Source organism: Ruegeria alba, from assembly GCF_022321465.1.
GTDB classification, from domain to species: Bacteria; Pseudomonadota; Alphaproteobacteria; order Rhodobacterales; family Rhodobacteraceae; genus Ruegeria_B; species Ruegeria_B alba.
This window is the reverse complement of the sequence record NZ_JAKOEM010000003.1, coordinates 1-19,191: the sequence shown is the minus strand read 5'-3', so window position 1 is coordinate 19,191 and position 19,191 is coordinate 1. Positions and strand designations below refer to the sequence as shown.

The 19,191-nt window shown below is 61.2% G+C and carries 20 protein-coding genes; 17 read left to right on the top strand and 3 right to left on the bottom strand.

The window, feature by feature from the left end; all coding sequences use genetic code 11:
- Nucleotides 1–25 precede the first annotated feature (25 nt).
- On the bottom strand, nt 26–1,357 hold the full coding sequence (locus MB818_RS05725; protein WP_238904363.1) for a DNA-processing protein DprA: 1,332 nt from the start codon (nt 1,355–1,357) through the stop codon (nt 26–28).
- Nucleotide 1,358: 1 nt separating this feature from the next.
- The gene (locus MB818_RS05720; protein ID WP_238904362.1) at nt 1,359–3,482 is read right to left on the bottom strand and encodes a RecQ family ATP-dependent DNA helicase; all 2,124 of its coding nucleotides are present in this window, start codon (nt 3,480–3,482) and stop codon (nt 1,359–1,361) included.
- A gap of 803 nt (nt 3,483–4,285) precedes the next feature.
- On the opposite strand from MB818_RS05720, the gene MB818_RS05715 reads away from it, so the two are divergent.
- From MB818_RS05715 to MB818_RS05705, 3 genes are read left to right on the top strand one after another with little or no spacing between them, the layout of a single operon-like run.
- Nucleotides 4,286–4,570, top strand: a complete 285-nt coding sequence (locus MB818_RS05715) for a hypothetical protein (RefSeq protein ID WP_238904360.1) — start codon at nt 4,286–4,288, stop codon at nt 4,568–4,570.
- A gap of 7 nt (nt 4,571–4,577) precedes the next feature.
- Nucleotides 4,578–5,372: a hypothetical protein gene (locus MB818_RS05710; RefSeq protein ID WP_238904358.1), complete on the top strand. Its 795-nt coding sequence runs from the start codon at nt 4,578–4,580 to the stop codon at nt 5,370–5,372.
- Nucleotide 5,373: 1 nt separating this feature from the next.
- Entirely contained in the window at nt 5,374–6,387 is a 1,014-nt protein-coding gene (locus MB818_RS05705) for a hypothetical protein (protein WP_238904356.1), read from the top strand.
- 380 nt (nt 6,388–6,767) lie between these two features.
- Here the strand turns inward: MB818_RS05705 and MB818_RS05700 are convergent, their stop codons facing one another.
- Entirely contained in the window at nt 6,768–7,445 is a 678-nt protein-coding gene (locus tag MB818_RS05700; protein ID WP_238904354.1) for a LexA family transcriptional regulator, read from the bottom strand.
- 109 nt (nt 7,446–7,554) lie between these two features.
- Between MB818_RS05700 and MB818_RS05695 the strand changes: the two genes are divergently transcribed.
- The 14 genes from MB818_RS05695 (at nt 7,555) to MB818_RS05630 (ending at nt 19,159) form a co-directional block, all read left to right on the top strand.
- The gene (locus MB818_RS05695; RefSeq protein WP_238904352.1) at nt 7,555–8,238 is read left to right on the top strand and encodes a hypothetical protein; all 684 of its coding nucleotides are present in this window, start codon (nt 7,555–7,557) and stop codon (nt 8,236–8,238) included.
- A 217-nt stretch (nt 8,239–8,455) separates the two neighbouring features.
- On the top strand, nt 8,456–8,665 hold the full coding sequence (locus MB818_RS05690; protein WP_238904350.1) for a helix-turn-helix transcriptional regulator: 210 nt from the start codon (nt 8,456–8,458) through the stop codon (nt 8,663–8,665).
- Nucleotides 8,666–8,676: 11 nt separating this feature from the next.
- Complete coding sequence (locus MB818_RS05685; protein ID WP_238904348.1) at nt 8,677–9,162, top strand: hypothetical protein; 486 nt, start codon at nt 8,677–8,679, stop codon at nt 9,160–9,162.
- Complete coding sequence (locus MB818_RS05680) at nt 9,162–9,908, top strand: ATP-binding protein (RefSeq protein WP_238904346.1); 747 nt, start codon at nt 9,162–9,164, stop codon at nt 9,906–9,908. Before MB818_RS05685 ends, MB818_RS05680 begins: the two co-directional genes overlap by 1 nt.
- Before the next feature lie 19 nt (nt 9,909–9,927).
- On the top strand, nt 9,928–10,428 hold the full coding sequence (locus tag MB818_RS05675) for a DUF669 domain-containing protein (RefSeq protein WP_238904344.1): 501 nt from the start codon (nt 9,928–9,930) through the stop codon (nt 10,426–10,428).
- Nucleotides 10,429–10,492: 64 nt separating this feature from the next.
- Nucleotides 10,493–10,855: a hypothetical protein gene (locus tag MB818_RS05670; protein WP_238904342.1), complete on the top strand. Its 363-nt coding sequence runs from the start codon at nt 10,493–10,495 to the stop codon at nt 10,853–10,855.
- Nucleotides 10,855–11,799, top strand: coding sequence for a PDDEXK family nuclease (locus MB818_RS05665; protein WP_238904340.1), 945 nt, complete (start codon nt 10,855–10,857; stop codon nt 11,797–11,799). The genes MB818_RS05670 and MB818_RS05665 overlap by 1 nt, the downstream gene beginning before the upstream one ends.
- A complete protein-coding gene (locus MB818_RS05660; RefSeq protein WP_238904338.1) occupies nt 11,793–13,529 on the top strand; it encodes a DEAD/DEAH box helicase in 1,737 nt (578 codons plus the stop codon). The genes MB818_RS05665 and MB818_RS05660 overlap by 7 nt, the downstream gene beginning before the upstream one ends.
- Nucleotides 13,526–13,750 carry a DUF6511 domain-containing protein gene (locus tag MB818_RS05655; RefSeq protein WP_234222180.1) on the top strand — a complete coding sequence of 75 codons (225 nt, stop codon included), beginning with the start codon at nt 13,526–13,528 and terminating at the stop codon, nt 13,748–13,750. The genes MB818_RS05660 and MB818_RS05655 overlap by 4 nt, the downstream gene beginning before the upstream one ends.
- The gene (locus MB818_RS05650) at nt 13,750–16,074 is read left to right on the top strand and encodes a PriCT-2 domain-containing protein (protein WP_238904336.1); all 2,325 of its coding nucleotides are present in this window, start codon (nt 13,750–13,752) and stop codon (nt 16,072–16,074) included. Before MB818_RS05655 ends, MB818_RS05650 begins: the two co-directional genes overlap by 1 nt.
- 348 nt (nt 16,075–16,422) lie before the next feature.
- Nucleotides 16,423–16,911, top strand: a complete 489-nt coding sequence (locus MB818_RS05645) for a crossover junction endodeoxyribonuclease RuvC (protein WP_238904334.1) — start codon at nt 16,423–16,425, stop codon at nt 16,909–16,911.
- Entirely contained in the window at nt 16,908–17,108 is a 201-nt protein-coding gene (locus MB818_RS05640; protein ID WP_238904332.1) for a hypothetical protein, read from the top strand. Before MB818_RS05645 ends, MB818_RS05640 begins: the two co-directional genes overlap by 4 nt.
- Entirely contained in the window at nt 17,101–17,487 is a 387-nt protein-coding gene (locus tag MB818_RS05635; protein WP_238904330.1) for a DUF6362 family protein, read from the top strand. The genes MB818_RS05640 and MB818_RS05635 overlap by 8 nt, the downstream gene beginning before the upstream one ends.
- Nucleotides 17,488–17,911: 424 nt before the next feature.
- Nucleotides 17,912–19,159: a DNA modification methylase gene (locus MB818_RS05630; protein WP_238904328.1), complete on the top strand. Its 1,248-nt coding sequence runs from the start codon at nt 17,912–17,914 to the stop codon at nt 19,157–19,159.
- Nucleotides 19,160–19,191: the final 32 nt, after the last annotated feature.

Sequence of the window (19,191 nt, the reverse complement as noted above, 5' to 3'; positions counted from 1 at the left end):
ATTTTGCGATCTCGACCCCGGTCGCTCAGCTCTCATTCCCAAAGAAGGATGCTTGTCGTTGCTCCGCAGATGAGGACTGATAGCGAACAGGTTTGCTTAGCTTCTTGATCTGACCATCCGCAGCGCCGCGTTTCAGCCATGCGTTAACTTGCACCTTCTCCAACTCTAGACGCACAGCGATGTCCTCGGCTTTCAACGCGTCGTCACCTGTCAAATCCAGGAGACGCCGAAGAAATAGGGCGTAGAAGTCGATTGCAGTTTCCGAAGACGTGATCTCCGGGTCAGAGTTTTTTATGGTCTCGCTTTCGGTTGGTGCTTCGGCAGCCCCGCCTTCACTCTCTGCATCAGTGGCCGTAGCCGCCGTTTCAGCAGGCGTGATCCGCGCTTCGGATTGAAGTAGTGGCAATCCCGCGGCCTCTTGTGTTGCGACATCGCCGCCTGAAACCATCTCCCACAGGCTTGAAAGTGCGGGTAATTCTTTCGGGAACCAGCGCGCACCTTTCTGGACGAGTGCTGCATTGCCCGATCGAGGGCTATCCTTTGGCTTCACCCAAAGTGGCACCCAATCGCTTTTCAGGTCTTCGATAGCTCCGTTCCATGTGCCTCCCTTTTCGGGCGTGCTGTTCACGACCGCGGCCGCATCAGAAAGACAGTAGATATACTTGTTTCGCGCCATCGCGTTGCCGACGTTGAAACCCGCCTCCGGGTTGAACGGCGAAACCAAAACCAAATCACCAGAGAGCAAGTGCTTGCGATACTTGGCAGATGTGGCCGCCCGCAGAAGGCTATCGGCCAATACGCCGACTGCTGTTCCCTCGCTATCGAGGGCACCCAGCATCGCACTTTCGTCTACGCCACGAGCACCACCAGAGACCACTGAGAAACCTTGGTGGGCGGCGGATCGGGCGAGGCTGATCGAGAAATTTAGGTCGTCTTCGTCGGCATCACGGGATCCTACAACTGCAATGCCACCTTTGTTGAGAAGCGTTTTGTTCCCGCAGCCAAAGAGGACCGGCGGAGAGTCCAGGCGCAACCTGCGCTTCAGTCTCTCCGGATAGTCGGGTTCGGATCGGGTAATTATCCATAGCCCAGCCCGTTGCCATTTTTCCAAGGCAAGACCTAGTGCTCCGCCACGATCCAGCAGGCCTTCAATCCGTTGCAGAGTGACCGTACGGTCCATCCAGCTGGAAAGAAGAGATTTCGGATCTCCCTTGAGAAGTCGCGATGGCTCCATCTCATGGTCTTTCAGCCAGAGGGCGAACCGTCCCCATTCTTTGACTGAAAGTGGCTTGGCGTCTGTTTTGCCAAAGGGGACTGTAAGGAGGATCACCGCCTGTGCTTGGGCGCTCACGTTCATTCTAGGCCCCAATGCTTGAGGTTGTGAGAGCGCAAGGCCAAACGGGGCCGCTGCCAGCGTTTCGAAGAAGGGCGGCGGCAATCGTTAGCGTCCACGCAGAGTCGACGACGTCATCCACCAACAATACGGGTCCCGTAGGCACCGGCCCATCGATCCCGAAGACACCGTCCAGGTTCCTGCACTGATGAAATCTGTTTTGCTGCACTTTCTGTGGCTCGTTTCCCTTCACCTTCTTTACCACCGATTTAAACGGCAGTCCAAGTGTGTCAGCAAGGCGGCGGGCGAAGTCGGGAACGAGAGTGGGATTATTCAGCGAGGGCACGCAGGTCACCCATTCCGGCCTTGGACTGGGCTGCCAGCGATCGTTCAGCATTTCTACGACTGCGTGCACTAGCTCGTCGCGAAAGTGGCCAGCGCGCTTGTTGTCGGCGACCAACTGTCCCCAGCCGCCATCGCCCCATCGCGACAGAATACGACCTGTTTCGGCGCGTAATTTTACCGGGATGTTCCCGCTAAGGCCGTACTCTGGCAGCGCATCCTTGGCTACCTGCTTATTGCATTCCAGTTCTAGTTCCGCGTGACGTAGGTATCGCGCAGCTGAGATCGCCATCTCACGGGTGAAGTGGGGGTCTACAATCGGTCGCCCCAGGCATCTGTCGCATTTTCCGCATGGTTGAGGATCTGCGTCATCCAGCGCTTCAGCTAGGAACTCCATCAAGCAGCCCTCTGCTTCAACGTAGCGCTGTACTTCTTCCCATTCGGTCTCGCGTTGTCCTGTCAAGCGCGCAATCTTTTCGTGATCCATTTGATAGGGGACAGGTGTGCGCTGCCATGTTGGGCCTGACTTGAGGACCGGCGCCGGATTCTCTACTGAAAGGAACTTTAGCACCTGCTCAATTTGGCCGCGCCTAAGGTTCACGGCCCGTTCAAGTTGCAGAACGCTCAATCCATCACTTTCCTCAAGCGCCTCCAGAATTGCGAGGACCCACTTCTCCTTGGGGAATGCACTTTTCCTGAAGTAATCATGGATGTGCGAGTCTTCCTCGCCCGACAACAGCACACCGACAGCATGGTCTATGGCACGACCCGCACGACCGACCTGCTGGTAGTATGCGACAATGGAGCCGGGCGCTTGGTAGTGTAGGACGAACCCGAGATCAGGTTTATCGTAGCCCATTCCGAGCGCCGTGGTTGCAACCAGAGCCTTTATGTCGTTGTCGAGCAGTTTGCGTTCGAGATGCTGCCGATACGCATCCGAGTCCTCGAAGCCGCAACTAACAACGCCGCTGAAGTACGCACGCGCATCGATTCCATGCGACCGCAGCCAATCGGCTACCTGCTTCGCGTCTCGCTTTGTAAGCGTGTAGACGATCCCGGTTCCAGGCAATGCTCCTATATGCTCTGCAAGCCACGCCAAACGTGCGGCTTGGGTTGGTAGTTGAACGGTTTGCAGGGCCAGAGTGCTGCGCATCAAGCTTCCACGCTGGATGCCGATGTCACCAAGCTGGTTCTGAACGTCCTCGACCACGCGATTGTTGGCGGTTGCTGTGGTGCCGATGATCGGGACGTTCGCCGGCATGCGTTGCAGGATGTTTACCAGGCGCCGATAGTCCGGGCGGAAGTCGTGCCCCCAGTCGGAAATGCAATGTGCCTCGTCCACCACAAGCAGGCCGATCCTTCCTGCAATAGGTAGCAGGACCTTCTCGACGAACTCTTCGTTGGAAAGTCGCTCAGGGGAAACCAGGAGCGCATCCACTTCGTTCCTGCCGACGGCGCGTTCAATGTTGGGCCAATCGTCTCGGTTAGTGGAGTTGACCGTCACCGCACGGACCCCGAGCCGTTCTGCGGCTTCGATCTGGTTTCGCATTAATGCGAGAAGCGGCGACACAATTAGGGTTGGGCCACGTCCGCGTTCGCGAAGGATGTGTGTCGAGATAAAGTAGACAGAACTCTTGCCCCATCCAGTCCGCTGTACAACGAGCAGGCGTTCTCGACGGTTTACGAGCGCATTAATGGCCTCCCATTGCCCATCGCGGAACTCGGCAGTTGCGTCGCCAACTGCGAGTCTGAGGAGCTCGAGGGCAGAAACTTGATCCGTCACACGATTACCTTGTATTCGTAACATGTTGCAGCTCGCTCAGGCCTGCAGCGCGCCTCGTCGTCAATTTATCTAGGGATAATGGGTAACCGTTCGTAAATCGGCGAACAAGCGGATTGACAGGAAGAGCAAGCGATGAACCGGCCACGTCCGCCGACGGCGCAGGCGATTGCGAAGGCCCGAAACGCAGTCAATCTCAGCCAGAAGGAGCTGACAGTTCGCGTGATGAAGGAAGAGGTCGGCGGTTCAATATTTCCGCAGTAATTTAAGAGCACTGAGCTAGATTAAAGAATCCTTAGCTCGGGAAATCTGATGCGCCAATTCTCCGGGGGCCTAAAGATATTGAAGGATTACCTTTTTGCACTCGTGGGTTGGCTATTCGATGGCGTACGGTCCAATGTATTCGACCCGGACAAGGTGGCCGACGCCCTCGCGAACTCCGGGACGCTCCTAAATCGTGACGATCATTCGCATAGTGAAAATTTTTGGTCTGCAAGAGACGCCTTAGTCACCCACGGCAGCCGAAGGCGCAGCCAACCTACTCTTCTCGAGCCAACCATCGGACGCAGCCGATGATACGGGTCTCGCCAGTAATACGGTCTTAGGCCGGGTAGAGTGGGTAGTCCGAGGTCACTCCAACAGCCGGCGGGTCGCTGTTCGGGATAGCTGCGTTTGGGCAGGAAGGCAGTTCGCCTCATTTCTTCATTGGGATAGATCAACGGTGTCTAAGGGCGCTCGATGATAATGAATGTATGATATCATGCTTGACGCGATCGAGATCGAGCGCTAAACATGATAACATGATATCGTGAAATCATGTAGGACGCATCATGACTCAGCTATCTTACAAACTCACCCGCCACGCCGCGAATCGTGCAGCGCAGCGCTCCATCCCGATCGACGTGATTGATCTCATCCTAGCCTACGGTGACAGCCGTGATGCAGGCGATGGGGCGCGAAAATATGCTTTATCCCGCCGAGGGCTGCGCGAAGTCAGAAAGGATCGAGCAACTAAGTCCCCCTCCAAACTCGATCACTTTCGTCGCGCCTATGTCATCGCCAGCGACGAAAAGATCATCACCGCCGCTTTCGCATCCAAACCTATTTTTCACTGAGGATTCCATGGACCAGAAACCAGCTAACCACTTCCTTCCCCTCATCGCCGCTATGTCGCCGGCGGAACTGGAGCATGAGATCGAGCGACCTTCAAAGTTGCAGATGCAGCAGGTACAGCACGGTCGTTCGCGTATCGACATTGCCTACGCGCCTTTCGATCACGTCAATTCGGGTGCCCTGCTCGCCATCGTCGGAATTACTCCCGGCCGCCAGCAGATGGGTAACGCTCTGCGGGAATGTCACAAACACCTGCGTGCTGGCGTCGATGGTATTACCGCATTGGCTGCGGCAAAGGTTTTCGCCAGCTTCTCTGGGCCGATGCGTGCCAATCTGGTCGCCATGCTAGATGAAATCGGTGTGCATCGCCTGATCGGAGTCGAAAGTACAGCCAGTCTCTGGACGGATCGGTCTGATCTTGCGCACTTCACATCGGCCCTTCGATACCCGGTCTTTGTCGATGGCAAAAACTACTCGGGCGCCCCTGACATGACCCGGGTTCCGGTCATGCGCGAACAGCTTGACACTTTTCTCGCAGATGAACTCCGCGCTCTGCCCAAGGCCATTTTTGTTCCCCTTGGACCGAAGGTCAGCGCCGCTCTTGAAATGGCGGCCGACCGCGCCGGAATTGACCGTACACGCATACTGTCAGGCCTGCCGCATCCCAGCGGCGCCAATGCAGAACGCATTGCCTATCTTCTGGGACGCAAGCCGCGCGCGAAGCTGTCCAGCAAGACGAACCCTGACAAGATCGATGCAGCCCGCGCATCGATTACTCGCAAGATCCGCAATATGGAGGCGTAACATGGACGGTAAGCATCCTTCCGAAATGGACTACTATGAACGCGTTAGAGAGTTCACCGAGCTTTTTGACTACGGAAACGATCCTAGCGTGACCCTGGTTGCCCTTGTGCGCCGGGCCGGGGATTTTCTCGAAAAAATTGTGGGTCCAAAAGCCGCAAATGAAGGCATGGCCCGGATCATCGGTTCATTGTCGGCCAACGGTCCCTCAGCATGGCGTGACGACCTGGAGAATGGCGAGACTAGCGCCTACAGCGAATGGGCTATTGGTGAACAGCTTCACTTCCTTTCGGCCTATGCGCGCTATGGAATTGACCTCACAGCCCGAGAGCACGAGAGCGCAGCAGAAATCACCAACCGATTGCGTGCGGTGATCGAAGCTGTTGAAGTCTTGGTCGACCTATGCCCGCTCGAACAGTGGCTTGGCGAAGACAGACCGCGCCAACTTGAAGAAACTCTGCTGCTGGCGAAAAACCGATGGGCGCTGGATCATGGCTTACCGGTCGAGCCTGAGGCCTTGGCAATTTTTGGTGGTGTCACAATGGGTTCAATGCGCAACCTGCTATCGGGCAAGACTCAGATTTTTACCAAGATCGAAGGCAAGATTGCAGCCAATGAAGCGCTGAATTGGCTCGCGGACAAGCGATCCTTCTTTCCTTCGATCTGGGAAAGCGCACGGCGAGAATGGGATGGCGAGGTGCATGATCTTGATTATGCGCAACCGGTGTTCGTACCGCAATCGCGCGATGGGTCAGTCTTCCACCCCGGGCTCAAGCGTGGCGGTGCCTACACCGTTGGCGAGAAGGGGAATGAAAGGCAGGTTGACAATTTCGAAGAGGCTCTGAGCAAACTGCAGGAAATGCGCCACCCGTCGTGGCGTAGGCCCGGACGCGGGAAAGGTGGTTGGGGCATAGTCAGTGCAATCCATTGGGTACGTATGACGCCGGCTGAACTAGATCACCTTGCGCGTGTAGAAATGGAAGGCTTCGACCCGGCTGGCCCCAAGATCGAGTCGTAACGCTCGAGCGGGCCAGCAGGCTTTGATGTTGTAACCCCTGATGACATCGACGGGCCAAGGTAGGATCGGAACAATCGGTGTTGCGAGCCGGATATGTCGGGGGGGATCTAACTTAGTTGGTCGGTTGAAAAGCCTGCCGGTATTAAGCTGCCATTGGTGCCAATCGTTCTGCGGTTTCTGGCCCCAATGGCGGTTTCAATAGGCGCCGGACTTTTGACAAAACTTGGCCCTTGACCGAGTGGCGTAAGCGGTATGTAGGATCCTTACGGCACTGGGTTTTTAGCTAGACAGAAGCGACCTTGGAAATTCCGGCGGCGCAGCACAGAGCCGACGGGCAGGATGACTTGCGACACTGACTTTGAGGGCGGACCTAAGGTACCCTACACTTCGCGAGCAAACCACCGTATGCGGCCTATGATGCGGATCTCGTCAGCAGCACGGTCGTAGCTCGGATAGAGTGGGTTGTCCGAAATCACGCGAACAGTTGGCGGCTCGCTGTTGGGGATATGCTCCAGGCGCTTGGCCACAAGTCCCATCCCGTCGTCCAGGACAAAGATACCGGGTGGGATTGGCAGTTGGCGTGCCATGTCTACAAGAACCGCGTCGCCGTCCTGAAGGGTGGGGACCATGCTGTCGCCTTCCACATGCATGATCCTGAGCTGCGAGGGCCTGGCCTTCAATTTGTGCCGGATCCACGACTGCCGGAAATGGTAAGTGCGACCAGGCGTATCTCCGTCCTCGGTCACCACCGCTCCGCCGCCCATCGTCGGGCGTGGAGTGGCATGAGCGATCGCAATGAAAGTGTCTTCGGGGTTTTCGGCGAAGGGGGAGGGGCCCTCGACCTCACCGATGCCATGGATAAGCCACTCGCGATCGACCTTCAGCACTCGCGCGACATCGGCAAGTCGATCAATGCTGGGGCGCGAGGATCGTCCACGCAGAATATCGTAGACGAAGGAGCGATTGACACCGGCCATCTCCGCAACATGGGCCGGTGCCAGGCCAAGCTGATCGGAGCGAGCGCGCAGACGGTCAGCCAGGGTGTGATGTTCGGTCATCTTTTCCCCATGGGGCTGTGGATATGATTGGATATGACAGGATTGAATTGGGATCGTCAAGAAGATAGAACAAAAGGCAAACATATTGCATCGGAATCGGGGGCCCCAGATGGAGATCGAGAAGGCGTATTTCACTCTGCCGGAAGTCCTCAGGCGCTGGTCAATGTCCGAGACGGATCTCGCCTACCTTGCCGAGAACGACCAACTGCGCCTTTCGGTTCGGATCCTCTATCTGGACATCGAATTCGGGGACCTGGAAGTTACTGATGACGGGCACTGTCACTCAATTCCCTGGGAGAGAACTTGCTTCAATGGGCTCCTTGACCTGCATGTCCAGGATGTCTTCCAGTTGTTCCGTCACGGTGAGGTAAGGGTCTCGCAATTTCGAACCGCGCGGGCGGACTATGCCTGCCTCTGCGGCCGGCACGAGTTCATCTCTGTGCGCAAAAGTGACCTTCTGCTAAAGCGCGAGGAACGCGACCGTTTCGATGCAGAGACCAATTTTTGCGGCGCTTCTGTCGGGCCGCAGCCGGGTGTGTTTTTCGCCTCTGCCGATTATCGGGACGTCCATTGCAACGGGCATCGCTTTCGGTTGGGCCAAATCCAGGCGAATGTTGTGCGGGCCCTTCACGCGGCCGCGCAACAGGGCGAACCTTGGCAGAGCGGCAAGGCGGTGCTCGCCGCTGCAGGCTCGCGCAGTACGAAGATGCATGACGTATTCAAGTCGAAGAAGAACTGGTCCCTTTTGATCGAATCGGATCGTCAAGGCGCTTATCGCCTGCTGGGGCTCTGATTCTCCGAAACCTCCCCCGCTTCGACCCCCTTTGACCTCATCGGGGGATGCGCTGTGGGATGTGTAGGGGATGATGATCCCACGCCGTTACACTTCCACCTTGATTGGAAGGTCCTTCCGATCCACTGCCACATCCCACTCCAATCCCGACGACATCCCACGGCGGCATTTTGCACATTCCTTCGCAGACACAAGGTCAAACGCGAAGGAGACGACAATGTCAGTCACACATCTCAACCAGGTCGAGCTGGCGGCTCGCTGGAAGATCAGCCCGCGCACGCTGGAGCGCTGGCGTTGGAGCGGTGAGGGCCCTGCCTTCATCAAGATCGGTGGGCGGGTCGTTTACAGGCTCGAGGATATCGAGGCCTACGAGACCAACCGCCACTGCTCGAGCACGGCCAGCAAGCCTGCCGTGAAACTGGCTTGAGGGGGCGGGCCATGACGATCTCCAACCACATCACCCTGGCCGATATCCACCGCATGCCGGTGGGAGAGATTGCTGCGCTGCCCGCCGATCAGCTTGCGCTGCTGAAAGGCGCGGCGGACGAGCAGCTGACGCAGGCGAAGTCGGTCGCCGACTGGCTCGACGGCGCCATCTCCCTCAAATACGCGGACCGCGCCCAGACATCTCGCCAGGAGGCAGGCAAAGACACCGGCACGATCCGGTTCGAGGATGACGGCGTCACCGTGATCGCCGAACTGCCCAAGCGCATCGACTGGGACCAGGCCAAGCTCGCGCAGATCGCCGAGAACATCGCTTCGGCGGGCGAAGACCCGGCGGAATTCATCGACACCAAGCTCTCGGTCTCCGAGCGCAAATACGGCGCTTTGCCGGAAAGCTGGCGCAAGGGCTTCGAGCCCGCGCGCACGGTCCGCACCGGCAAGCCGAAGTTCCGCCTCGTGCTGAACGAGGAGGTTCGCTGATGGCCATTTCGCTCGCTTCCCTGCGGACCACCTCCGTGCTGACCCCGCCGCGCATCCTGATCCACGGCGTGGCCGGGGTGGGCAAATCCACCTTCGCGGCCGATGCCGACCGGCCCGTCTTCCTCATGACCGAGGACGGTTTGGGCAAGCTGCAGGTCCCGCATTTCCCGCTCGCGACCAGTTATGCGGAGGTGGCCGAGGCGCTTGATGCGCTGCTGAACGAGGACCACGATTTCGGCACGGTCGTCGTTGACAGCGTCGACTGGCTGGAGCCGCTGATCTGGGCCGAGGCTTGCAAGCGCAACGGCTGGGCCTCGATCGAGGCGCCGGGGTTTGGGAAAGGCTATGCGGAAGCGCTGACCATCTGGCGCGAATATCTCGACCGGCTCAACGCGCTGCGCGACCGCAAGGGCATGGTGGTCATCCAGATCGCCCATACCGACATCAAGCGTTTCGACAGCCCCGAGCACGAGCCCTACGACCGCTATGTGATCAAGCTGCAGACCCGCGCCTCGGCGCTGCTGCAGGAGCATTCGGACGTGGTGCTCTTCGCCAACTATCAGATCTCGGTCGCAAAATCCGATGTCGGCTTCAACAAGAAGGTCACCCGGGCGCTCGGGTCCGGTGCGCGCGTCATGCACACCGAAGAGCGCCCGGCCTTCCTCGCCAAGAACCGTTACGGCCTGCCGGACACCCTGCCACTCGAGTGGTCGGAGTTCCTCGCGGCCATGCCCCAATCCCAATGAACTGAACAAGGACAAGACCATGGCACGTTTCGACACGTCCTTCGACGCCACCAGCGTCGAGCCCACCACCGCCTACGAGCTGCTGCCTGCAGGCAAATACCGCGCCCAGATCGTCGAGAGCGAGATGCGCGTCACCAAGAACGGCATGGGCCAGTTCCTCTGGCTGATGCTCGACATCCTCGAGGGCGAGCACAAGGGGCGGAAGATCTTCGACCAGCTGAACCTGGTGAACCCGAACCCGACGACAGTGGAGATCGCGCAGCGCACGCTCTCGGCGATCTGCCACGCCACGGGCCGGATGCATGTCAGCGACAGCGAGGAGCTGCACCTCATACCGATGACGATCCAGGTGAAGATCAAGCCGCCGAAGAATGGCTACGGCGAGAGCAATGCGATTGCCTATCTGCCGCCCGAGAAGGGCGCAGCCCCGGCCGCCCGTCCATTGAGGCCCGCGCCCGATCCGGCCAGTTCTTCGGCGCCGCCGAAAATGGTCTCCGCGCCTTGGAACAAGAAGGGCTGAGCCCCCGCGCTGTCCTGCGCCCTGACTGACGGGGCAGCGCGCAACCCCATCTGAGGATACTCCCATGACTGACATGACCAACGCGGCCCCTGTGGCCGCGACCAGCCCCGGCTTGCCTGAAGACCAGCGCCGGTTGATCGAGCTCGACGATGCCATTGCCAAGATCCGCACCCAGATCGCCACGGCCGATCTGGCCCGCCAGCGGGGGACGAGGCCGATCGATCCGGACTGGTTCCACCGGGCGCGCACGGCGCTCCGTCACCTGTGCCGTGAACGCGCGGAACTGCTCGCCCAAGGCACCGGTCGTCGCCGCAGGGAAAAGCTCAAGGACGCCCTGATCGGCATCCTGCGCGAGCGCCATGACCCCGAGACTTGGACCGGCATCCTGGCCGAGGCCCAGGCGAGAGCCGAACGGGAGGGCCTGTGATGGCCGAGCTTCCCGAAGCCCCCACGCCGACGCTGTCGGCGATCTATGCCGATTACGAGGCCCGCCAGGGCGATGGTTTCCGCGATCACCTCGGGGCCTCGATCATCGGCAAATCCTGCGCCCGGGCGCTCTGGTATGATTTCCGCTGGATCACGCCCGCGCGCCATTCCGGCCGCCTTCTGCGCCTCTTCGAGACGGGTCAACTGGAAGAGGACCGGCTGGTGCGCAACCTGCGTGCCACCGGGGCGACCGTGCTCGAGGTCGATCCCGAGACCGGCCGCCAGTTCCGGGTCGAGGCCCATGGCGGCCATTTCGGCGGCTCGCTCGACGGTGTGGCCATCGGGCTCTTGGAGGCGCCCAAGACCTGGCATGTGCTGGAATTCAAGACCCACTCGTTCAAGAGCTTCAACGAGCTGGTCGCCAAGGGCGTCGTTCTGGCCAAGCCCCAGCACGCCGCGCAGATGCAGATCTACATGCACCTGACCGGCATCACGCGCGCGCTTTACGTGGCGGTCTGCAAGGATACCGACGCGCTGCATGTCGAGCGTATCGAGGTGGATCGCGCCATGGCCGAGCGTCTTCTGGACAAGGCCGGGCGCATCATCTTCGCTCAGCATCCGCCCGCGCGGATCAGCGAGGACCCGGCCTGGTTCGAATGCCGGTTCTGCGATCACCATGGGGCCTGTCATGAGGGTGGTGGCGCTGCGGTGACTTGTCGGTCCTGTTTGCATTCAACCCCAATTGAGGGCGGTTGGCACTGCGCCCGGCACGACCGGATGCTGGCGCCTGCCGAGCAACGCGCGGCCTGCGGCCGCCATCTCTTCATCCCCGATCTCATCCCGGGCGAGGTCATCGATGCGGGCGACGATCTCGTCACCTACCGCATGGCCGATGGCTCGACCTGGACCAACGACGCCCGTTCCCCGGAGGCCGCGCCATGCTGACCCTGCGCCCCTATCAACAGGCCGCGATCACCGCGATCTACGGCTATTTCCAGACCCACACCGGCAATCCGCTGGTGGTCATTCCGACTGCGGGCGGCAAGTCGCTCGTCATGGCCTCCTTCATCGAGGGCGTGCTGAAGGCCTGGCCCGATCAGCGGATCCTGATCGTGACCCATGTCCGCGAGCTGATCGCGCAGAACCATGCCGAGATGATCGGCCTCTGGCCCGATGCGCCCTCGGGCATCTATTCGGCGGGCCTCGGCAAGCGCGAGGCGCAGGCGCGGATCCTCTTCGCGGGCATCCAGTCGATCCACCGCCGTGCGGGTGAGATCGGCCATACCGATCTGGTGCTGATCGACGAGGCGCATCTGATCCCCGGCAAATCGAGCACGATGTATCGGCGCTTCCTCGACGCGCTGAAGGGGATCAACCCGGCGCTCAAGGTGATCGGGCTGACCGCCACGCCGTTCCGACTCGATAGCGGGATGCTGCACGAGGGGCAAAACGCACTCTTCACCGACATCGCCTATGAGGCCCCGGTCCGCGAACTGATCGACGCAGGCTACCTGAGCCCTCTGGTCTCGAAGCAGCCTGTAACCCGGCTCGACGTCTCGAAGGTGGGCACCCGCGCGGGCGATTTCATTGCGCGCGATCTGGCGGCGGCAGTCGACCAGGAGGCGATCACCCGCGCGGCCGTCACCGAGATCATCGCACATGGCCGTGACCGGAAGTCCTGGCTGGCCTTTTGCTCGGGTGTCGAGCATGCGCGCCATGTGGCCGAGGAATTCGGCCGCCAGGGTATCAGCTGCCGCACGATCTTCGGCGACACGCCGAAGGACGAGCGCGATGCGATCCTTGCCGCCTTCAAGCGCGGCGAGATTCGCGCGCTCGCCTCGATGGGCGTGCTGACCACCGGCTTCAACGCGCCGGGCGTCGACCTGATCGCGCTCTTGCGCCCTACCAAGTCTGCCGGGCTCTATGTGCAGATGGTCGGGCGCGGCACACGCCTCGCGCCGGGTAAAGAAAACTGCCTCGTTCTCGACTTCGCCGGCAATGTCCGCCGCCACGGGCCGATCGACCTTGTGCGCCCGAAGCGTCCGGGCGAAGGCGGTGGTGGTGAAGCCCCGACCAAGCTCTGCCCGATGTGTGAGAGCATCATTGCGCTCTCGTCAATCGAATGCCCGGATTGCGGCTACGAATTCCCGGCCCGCGAGGTGAAGATCGCCCCCACCGCCGCCACGCTGCCGGTGCTTTCGCCGAAGCAACAATGGCTTCTGGTCACGGGGGTTTCCTACAGTCGTCACGACAAGCTGGGCGGGCGTCCGTCGCTGAAGGTGACCTATAGCTGCGGCCTTGCCACCTACAGCGAATGGATCTGCCTCGAGCATCCGGGCTATGCGCGCCAGAAGGCCGCCGAGTGGTGGCGCAAGCGCGCGCCCGGCTGCCCCGTGCCGCTGAGCGTGGCCGAGGCCATCCTGCAGGCCAAAGAGCTCATGCGCCCCAGTGCTATCTCGGTCCGTCCCGCGGGCCGCTTTGTCGAAGTTTCCGGCTACAGGTTTGATCCATGTCTCAATCCCACCCCGGCCTCTGCGCCGTCTGCCACCGGCAACCTCGCGGGTTTGGCTGGTTCGACCGGAATTTCTCCGTCTCGGACCCGCGCCGCGATGCCAGCCGCAAGCACCTCTGCAGCCGTGCCTGCCAGGACATCTGCCACGGGAGGAAGGGCATGATCGATCCTACCCCGAACGAGATGCAGGCGATGACCGTCGGCGGCCAGACGGGCGGCGAGTATCTCGAAAGCATCGGCAAGTCCGATCTCGCCACCCTCACGGAGACCGAGTGGGACCGCTTCATCGACGCGGTCATCACCGGATATTGCGACCACTTGCGCGAGCTGGCGGGCCAGGACCGAACACGCCTCGTCGCCATGACCCCCGAGGTGCCCTTCTGATGACCAACACATCCTTCATGGCGCGCTTCGGCGCGCGGCTCGTCACCAATGGCTATGCCATCCTGCCGATCGGCCCGGGTACGAAGAAGCCAGGCCGCTTCCAGCGGGGGGCATGGGCGGACTACCCGGAATGGAACCGCCATGCCGAGCGCGGCACCACCGAGGTCGAGGTGGCGACATGGGCCAGCTGGCCGGAGTGCGGCGTCGGGATCGTGGGCGGCGCCGTGGCCGCAGTTGATATCGACATTACCGAGGATGCGGACTTGGCGCTGCAGATCGAGCGGCTGGCGCGCGAACGCCTCGGCGACACGCCCGCGCTGCGCATCGGCAGGGCGCCAAAACGTATGCTGGTCTACCGCACGGCCGTGCCGTTCCGGGGCCTCAAGCGCCATCCGCTGGAGGTGCTCTGCCTCGGGCAGCAGTTCGTCGCCTATGCCAACCACCCGGACACGGGCGCACCCTATGCCTGGCCCGAGGAAGGGCTCGCGGATATCGACATCGGCGATCTGCCGGAAATCACGGCCGAAGCGGCTGCGGCGTTTCTGGATGAGGCCTACGCGCTTTTGCCAGAAGCCCTGCGACAGCGCGGGCTGGCCGCCCTTTCGCCATCGGCGGAAGTCTCACGCAGCCACAGTCAGGTCGGGACCCTGCCGGCAATAGAGGCGGCGCTCGAATGGTTGCCCAATGCGGAACTGGACTATGACAGCTGGATGCGCGTGGGCATGGCGCTGAAAGGTGCAATCGGAGAGGCCGGGGCCGATCTCTTTGCCAACTGGTCCGCGCAGGCGGCAAAGGATGTGCCGGCGACCACCATGAAAGCCTGGGCCAGCTTCAAGCCGGACCGGATCGGGGCGGGCACGATCTATCATCTTGCCATGGAGCGCGGCTGGCAGCCCGACGCTACCTTGCGCCTCGACGGCAGCGTGGCCGAGGGCGAAGACCATCCGGCGGCGGGGTTGTTGTCTCGCCTCGGTGTCACAGCAGCCGCGCCATCTTCGCCCCCGGGCGCGCCACCGTTCTCGCTCGCCATCCCCGATGGTCTGGTGGGCGACCTGACAGATTTCATGCTGACCACGGCCCGGCGCCCGCAGCCTCTCTTGTCCTTGGGGGCGAGCCTCTGCGCCATCGGGGCGCTGATGGGGCGCAATTACCGGACCGAGAGCAACCTGCGCTCGAACCTCTATGTCGTGGGCATTGCGGACAGTGGATCGGGCAAGAACCACGCCCGGGAAATCATCAACGAGACCTTCTTCGAGGCGGGGCTCGCCCACCACCTCGGCGGCAACAAGATCGCCTCCGGCGCGGGGCTGCTGACTGCGTTGCACCGTCAGCCCGCGATCCTGTTCCAGATCGACGAGTTCGGCATGTTCCTGTCGGCCGCCGCAGACCGCAAGCGCAGCCCGCGCCACATCACCGAGATCCTCGACAACATGACCGAGCTCTATACCTCGGCCGGCGGGATTTTCCTCGGGGCGGAATATGCGAACCGGGACGGCACCAATGAGCGGCGCGACATCAACCAGCCCTGCCTTTGCGTCTATGGCACCACGACGCCCTTGCACTTCTGGGGGGCGCTCCAAGGGGCGAACGTCGTTGACGGCTCGCTCGCGCGTTTCCTGATCCTGCCCAGCGACGAGGACTATCCTGATGAAAACATCGCTGTCGGCATCCGGCAGGCCCCGCCGGCGCTGATCCAGGGGCTGCAGCTGATTGCGGCGGGTGGCGGCGGCAAGAAGGGCAACCTGGCCGGCAAGACGGCCGACCAGAACACTGTCGTGAACCCGATGATCGTGCCGATGACCGAGGACGCCCGCGCCCGGTTCCGCCAGCTCAGCATCGAGCTGACCGAGGAATTGCGCGCGGCTGCTGGTACGGCCTTCACTGCCATTCTCGCCCGCATCGGCGAAAACGCCCTGAAGCTCGCGCTCATCGTGGCGGTCGGGCGTGATCCGTCCCGTCCCGAGATCGAGATCACGGCGGCGGACTGGGCCATTACCTTCGTGCGGCACTATGCACAGCGGACGATGGAAGCGGTGGAACGACATGTGGCAGACACCGAAACCGAGGCTCATCTCAAGCGGCTGAAGGAGATCATCCGAGCAGCCGGGGCCAAGGGGATCACGAAATCCGAGGTAACGCGCGCTTCCCAATGGCTGAAATCCCGTGACCGGGACGAGATCCTGCTCACCCTGATCGAGAGCGGAGATATCACCACCGGCATGCGGGGCTCGTCGACCAGGCAGGCGATGGTCTATCGAATGGCCCACTGGGGTGGTCCCTGGCGGGATGCTTCAGGGCGCAAAATCACGCAGAAGGAAGCTTGATCATGTATAAGATTATGGAAATAATGGAAAAAGTAAGATCCATCACGTCCTTCAATCTTTCAAGAGGACACCTATTCCCCTACGCGTGTACGCGCGCGCGGTATAATTAAAGAATGACTACCCTCTATAACTATATAATAATATGAATTATATATATTATGTAGGGAGGCCAATGGGTTAGCATGGAGAATGCTTCATGCGAGCTTGTTGAAGTTCCAGAAAAATCAGCCGGGCGACCCGTTCGCCCCGCGCCTGACATGACCAGACCACCCTTCGGGGCCTGGCGAGACCGCAGCCTTCACCGGCCAGCCCTCTCGCCACGCTCGCCAAAGCGAAGAGGAGGTCTGCATGACCCAACCCAACGAACAACTGCGCTGTATCCTGGCGCTCGATCTCGGCACCACCACCGGCTGGGCGCTGCGCGGCTATGACGGTCTGATCACCACCGGCACGGCCAGCTTCAAACCCGGCCGCTATGACGGTGGCGGCATGCGCTATCTGCGCTTCACCAACTGGCTGACAGAACTGGACCGGTTGTCCGGCCCGATCGCGGCGATCTGGTTCGAAGAAGTCAGAAATCACAAAGGCGTGGATGCGAGCCACGTTTATGGCGGGCTGATGGCCTCGCTGACATCGTGGGGTGAATTGCGCGGCGTGCCTTACCAAGGCGTGCCGGTGGGTACCATCAAACGTCACGCCACTGGCCACGGTAATGCGTCCAAGGAGGCCATGATCGCGGCTGCCCGCGCGCGCGGCTCCAGCCCGGCCGATGACAACGAGGCAGATGCCATTGCTATCCTGCACTGGGCGCTCGAGACCCGGGGAGGTGCCGCATGAGGCTGTACCCCAAGGGCTATGGCGGCCAGCGCCGCGATCCCGAACAGGTCAAGCGCGATGGGTGGCGCGAACAGGGCGTTCTCGCGGTCTCGGCGGATGACGACCGTCTCACCTGGCCCGAACGCGAACTGGTTCGACAGCTTGGCGAGAAGCTTTACGGCAAACGCGCTGCAGGTGGGGAGGTGCGTCATGGTTGACCACATCTGGACCGCTGAGGATGTCGCCGATCACTTCGAGGAGGCGTTCCGCACCCTGCGCAAGCTGCCGCCCGTGAGGGTGCAGGGCTACTTCAACGCTTGGCCTCAGATCGTGCGGTCGGAAAAGGAGATCCTCGCGATGGAGCCCGAGCCCATGCGGGTCTGGCCCTCGGCCGCCGCGATCACCCGGCTCGAGCAGACCTTCGACTGGGTGCTGTGGCTCGGCGAAGACGAACGCCGCCTGATCTGGTGGCGGGCGGCCCGGCGGCCCTGGAAGGAGATCACCTACGAACTGGGTGTCGATCGCAGCACCGCCTGGCGACAGCACAAGCTCGCGCTCACCAAGATCGCGAGCCGGCTCAATGCTGCAGCTGCATGAAGTGTTGCAACACTTTTGTTTTCGACAGCTGCAACAAAATCATGCTAAACGAGGCATATGATGGGGAGAGTGCGTCGCGGAGACGTCTCTCCCCGTTTTCGTTCCGGATTTGGGTGGTTCGAAGCTGTGCAAACGGTGACCGGTTTTCCGAAAAAACTGTCTCCGCTCAAAATGATGAGACATCTAAGCCATTGAAAATGAACGGGTCCTTCCTGCCGGAAATTGTATTCGGGGGGGCTTGGCGCGAGGCTTTCCCAGTGACACCCTGAAAAACACCCGTTTCGTTTCGCATTGCGCTCAAAGCCAATAAAACAAGGGCCTGAAGGCCTGAGAACCCCCGCTTGAACCGAAACGGGGTGTGGACCCCATTTCGTTTCGCGGACCAGACCCGTTCCGCGCATCAAGCATCTCCAAGGATATCAGCATGGACGTCGTCGACCTGCCGCTCGAGCAGATCATTCCCTATGCGCGCAACCCGCGGCGCAATGAGCAGGCCATCGCCACGGTCGCGGCCTCGATCCAGGAGTTTGGCTGGCGCCAGCCTATCGTGGTGGACGAGGCGATGGTCGTGCTGGCCGGGCACACCCGGCTGGAGGCCGCGCGCAAGCTCGGCTTCAAGACCGCCCCGGTGCATGTCGCCAAGGGTCTGACCGAGGCCCAGGCCCGGGCGTTCCGGATCATGGACAACCGCTCGAGCGAGAATGCCGAGTGGGACAAGGACCTCTTGAACCTCGAACTGGCGGACCTGTTGGAGGCCGACTTTGATCTCGGGCTGACGGGCTTCACCGAGGACGAGTTGAATGGCCTGATGTCGAGCCTCGAGGAAGGCACTGGCCCGCAGGACGGTGAAGATGACATTCCGGAAGCCCCCGAGGACCCGATCAGCCGGCCCGGGGATCTCTGGGTCCTCGGCAACCATCGGCTTCTTTGCGGTGACAGCACGGTCGCCACGGATGTCGAACGGGTGCTGAACGGCGTTTCGCCGCTCCTGATGTGCACAGATCCACCCTACGGTGTGGAATATGACCCCTCCTGGCGCAACCAGGCGGGAGCGGCCAAGACCAGGCGCATCGGCAAGGTGCTGAACGATGACCGTGCCGACTGGCGCGAGGCCTGGGCGCTGTTCCCCGGCGATGTCGCCTATGTCTGGCATGGCGCGTTGCACGCAGCGACGGTGGCGGAAAGCCTTGAGGTTGCCGGTTTCACGATCCGGTCGCAGATCATCTGGGCCAAGGATCGGCTGGTTTTGAGCCGGGGTGATTATCACTGGCAGCATGAACCGGCGTGGTACGCCGTGCGCAAATCCGGCAAGGGCCATTGGGCAGGCGACCGGAAGCAGACAACGCTCTGGCACATCTCTGGCAAGGATCAGGACGAGAAGACCGTCCACGGGACGCAGAAGCCCGTGGAATGCATGCGTCGGCCGATCCTCAACAATTCAAGCCCGGGTCAGGCGATCTACGAGCCCTTCATGGGATCGGGCACGACGCTGATCGCGGCCGAGACCACGGGCCGCGTCTGCCTCGGCATCGAGTTGAACCCGGCCTATGTTGATGTGGCTGTCCAGCGCTGGCAGAAGTTCACAGGGAAACAGGCCGTCCTCGACGCGGATGGGCGCAGCTTCGATGAAATCTCGACCGCTCAGCCGCCTGGGGCGTCAGACGCGGCATAGAAGCGAATGTCCGCAATCGCCACGTCCGCCTC

Bases quoted from the DNA above. Each gene is read 5' to 3' on its own strand.
- MB818_RS05725 (WP_238904363.1), bottom strand. From the start codon at position 1,357: ATGAACGTGAGCGCCCAAGCACAGGCGGTGATCCTCCTTACAGTCCCC.
- MB818_RS05720 (WP_238904362.1), bottom strand. From the start codon at position 3,482: ATGTTACGAATACAAGGTAATCGTGTGACGGATCAAGTTTCTGCCCTC.
- MB818_RS05715 (WP_238904360.1), top strand. From the start codon at position 4,286: ATGACTCAGCTATCTTACAAACTCACCCGCCACGCCGCGAATCGTGCA.
- MB818_RS05710 (WP_238904358.1), top strand. From the start codon at position 4,578: ATGGACCAGAAACCAGCTAACCACTTCCTTCCCCTCATCGCCGCTATG.
- MB818_RS05705 (WP_238904356.1), top strand. From the start codon at position 5,374: ATGGACGGTAAGCATCCTTCCGAAATGGACTACTATGAACGCGTTAGA.
- MB818_RS05700 (WP_238904354.1), bottom strand. From the start codon at position 7,445: ATGACCGAACATCACACCCTGGCTGACCGTCTGCGCGCTCGCTCCGAT.
- MB818_RS05695 (WP_238904352.1), top strand. From the start codon at position 7,555: ATGGAGATCGAGAAGGCGTATTTCACTCTGCCGGAAGTCCTCAGGCGC.
- MB818_RS05690 (WP_238904350.1), top strand. From the start codon at position 8,456: ATGTCAGTCACACATCTCAACCAGGTCGAGCTGGCGGCTCGCTGGAAG.
- MB818_RS05685 (WP_238904348.1), top strand. From the start codon at position 8,677: ATGACGATCTCCAACCACATCACCCTGGCCGATATCCACCGCATGCCG.
- MB818_RS05680 (WP_238904346.1), top strand. From the start codon at position 9,162: ATGGCCATTTCGCTCGCTTCCCTGCGGACCACCTCCGTGCTGACCCCG.
- MB818_RS05675 (WP_238904344.1), top strand. From the start codon at position 9,928: ATGGCACGTTTCGACACGTCCTTCGACGCCACCAGCGTCGAGCCCACC.
- MB818_RS05670 (WP_238904342.1), top strand. From the start codon at position 10,493: ATGACTGACATGACCAACGCGGCCCCTGTGGCCGCGACCAGCCCCGGC.
- MB818_RS05665 (WP_238904340.1), top strand. From the start codon at position 10,855: ATGGCCGAGCTTCCCGAAGCCCCCACGCCGACGCTGTCGGCGATCTAT.
- MB818_RS05660 (WP_238904338.1), top strand. From the start codon at position 11,793: ATGCTGACCCTGCGCCCCTATCAACAGGCCGCGATCACCGCGATCTAC.
- MB818_RS05655 (WP_234222180.1), top strand. From the start codon at position 13,526: ATGATCGATCCTACCCCGAACGAGATGCAGGCGATGACCGTCGGCGGC.
- MB818_RS05650 (WP_238904336.1), top strand. From the start codon at position 13,750: ATGACCAACACATCCTTCATGGCGCGCTTCGGCGCGCGGCTCGTCACC.
- MB818_RS05645 (WP_238904334.1), top strand. From the start codon at position 16,423: ATGACCCAACCCAACGAACAACTGCGCTGTATCCTGGCGCTCGATCTC.
- MB818_RS05640 (WP_238904332.1), top strand. From the start codon at position 16,908: ATGAGGCTGTACCCCAAGGGCTATGGCGGCCAGCGCCGCGATCCCGAA.
- MB818_RS05635 (WP_238904330.1), top strand. From the start codon at position 17,101: ATGGTTGACCACATCTGGACCGCTGAGGATGTCGCCGATCACTTCGAG.
- MB818_RS05630 (WP_238904328.1), top strand. From the start codon at position 17,912: ATGGACGTCGTCGACCTGCCGCTCGAGCAGATCATTCCCTATGCGCGC.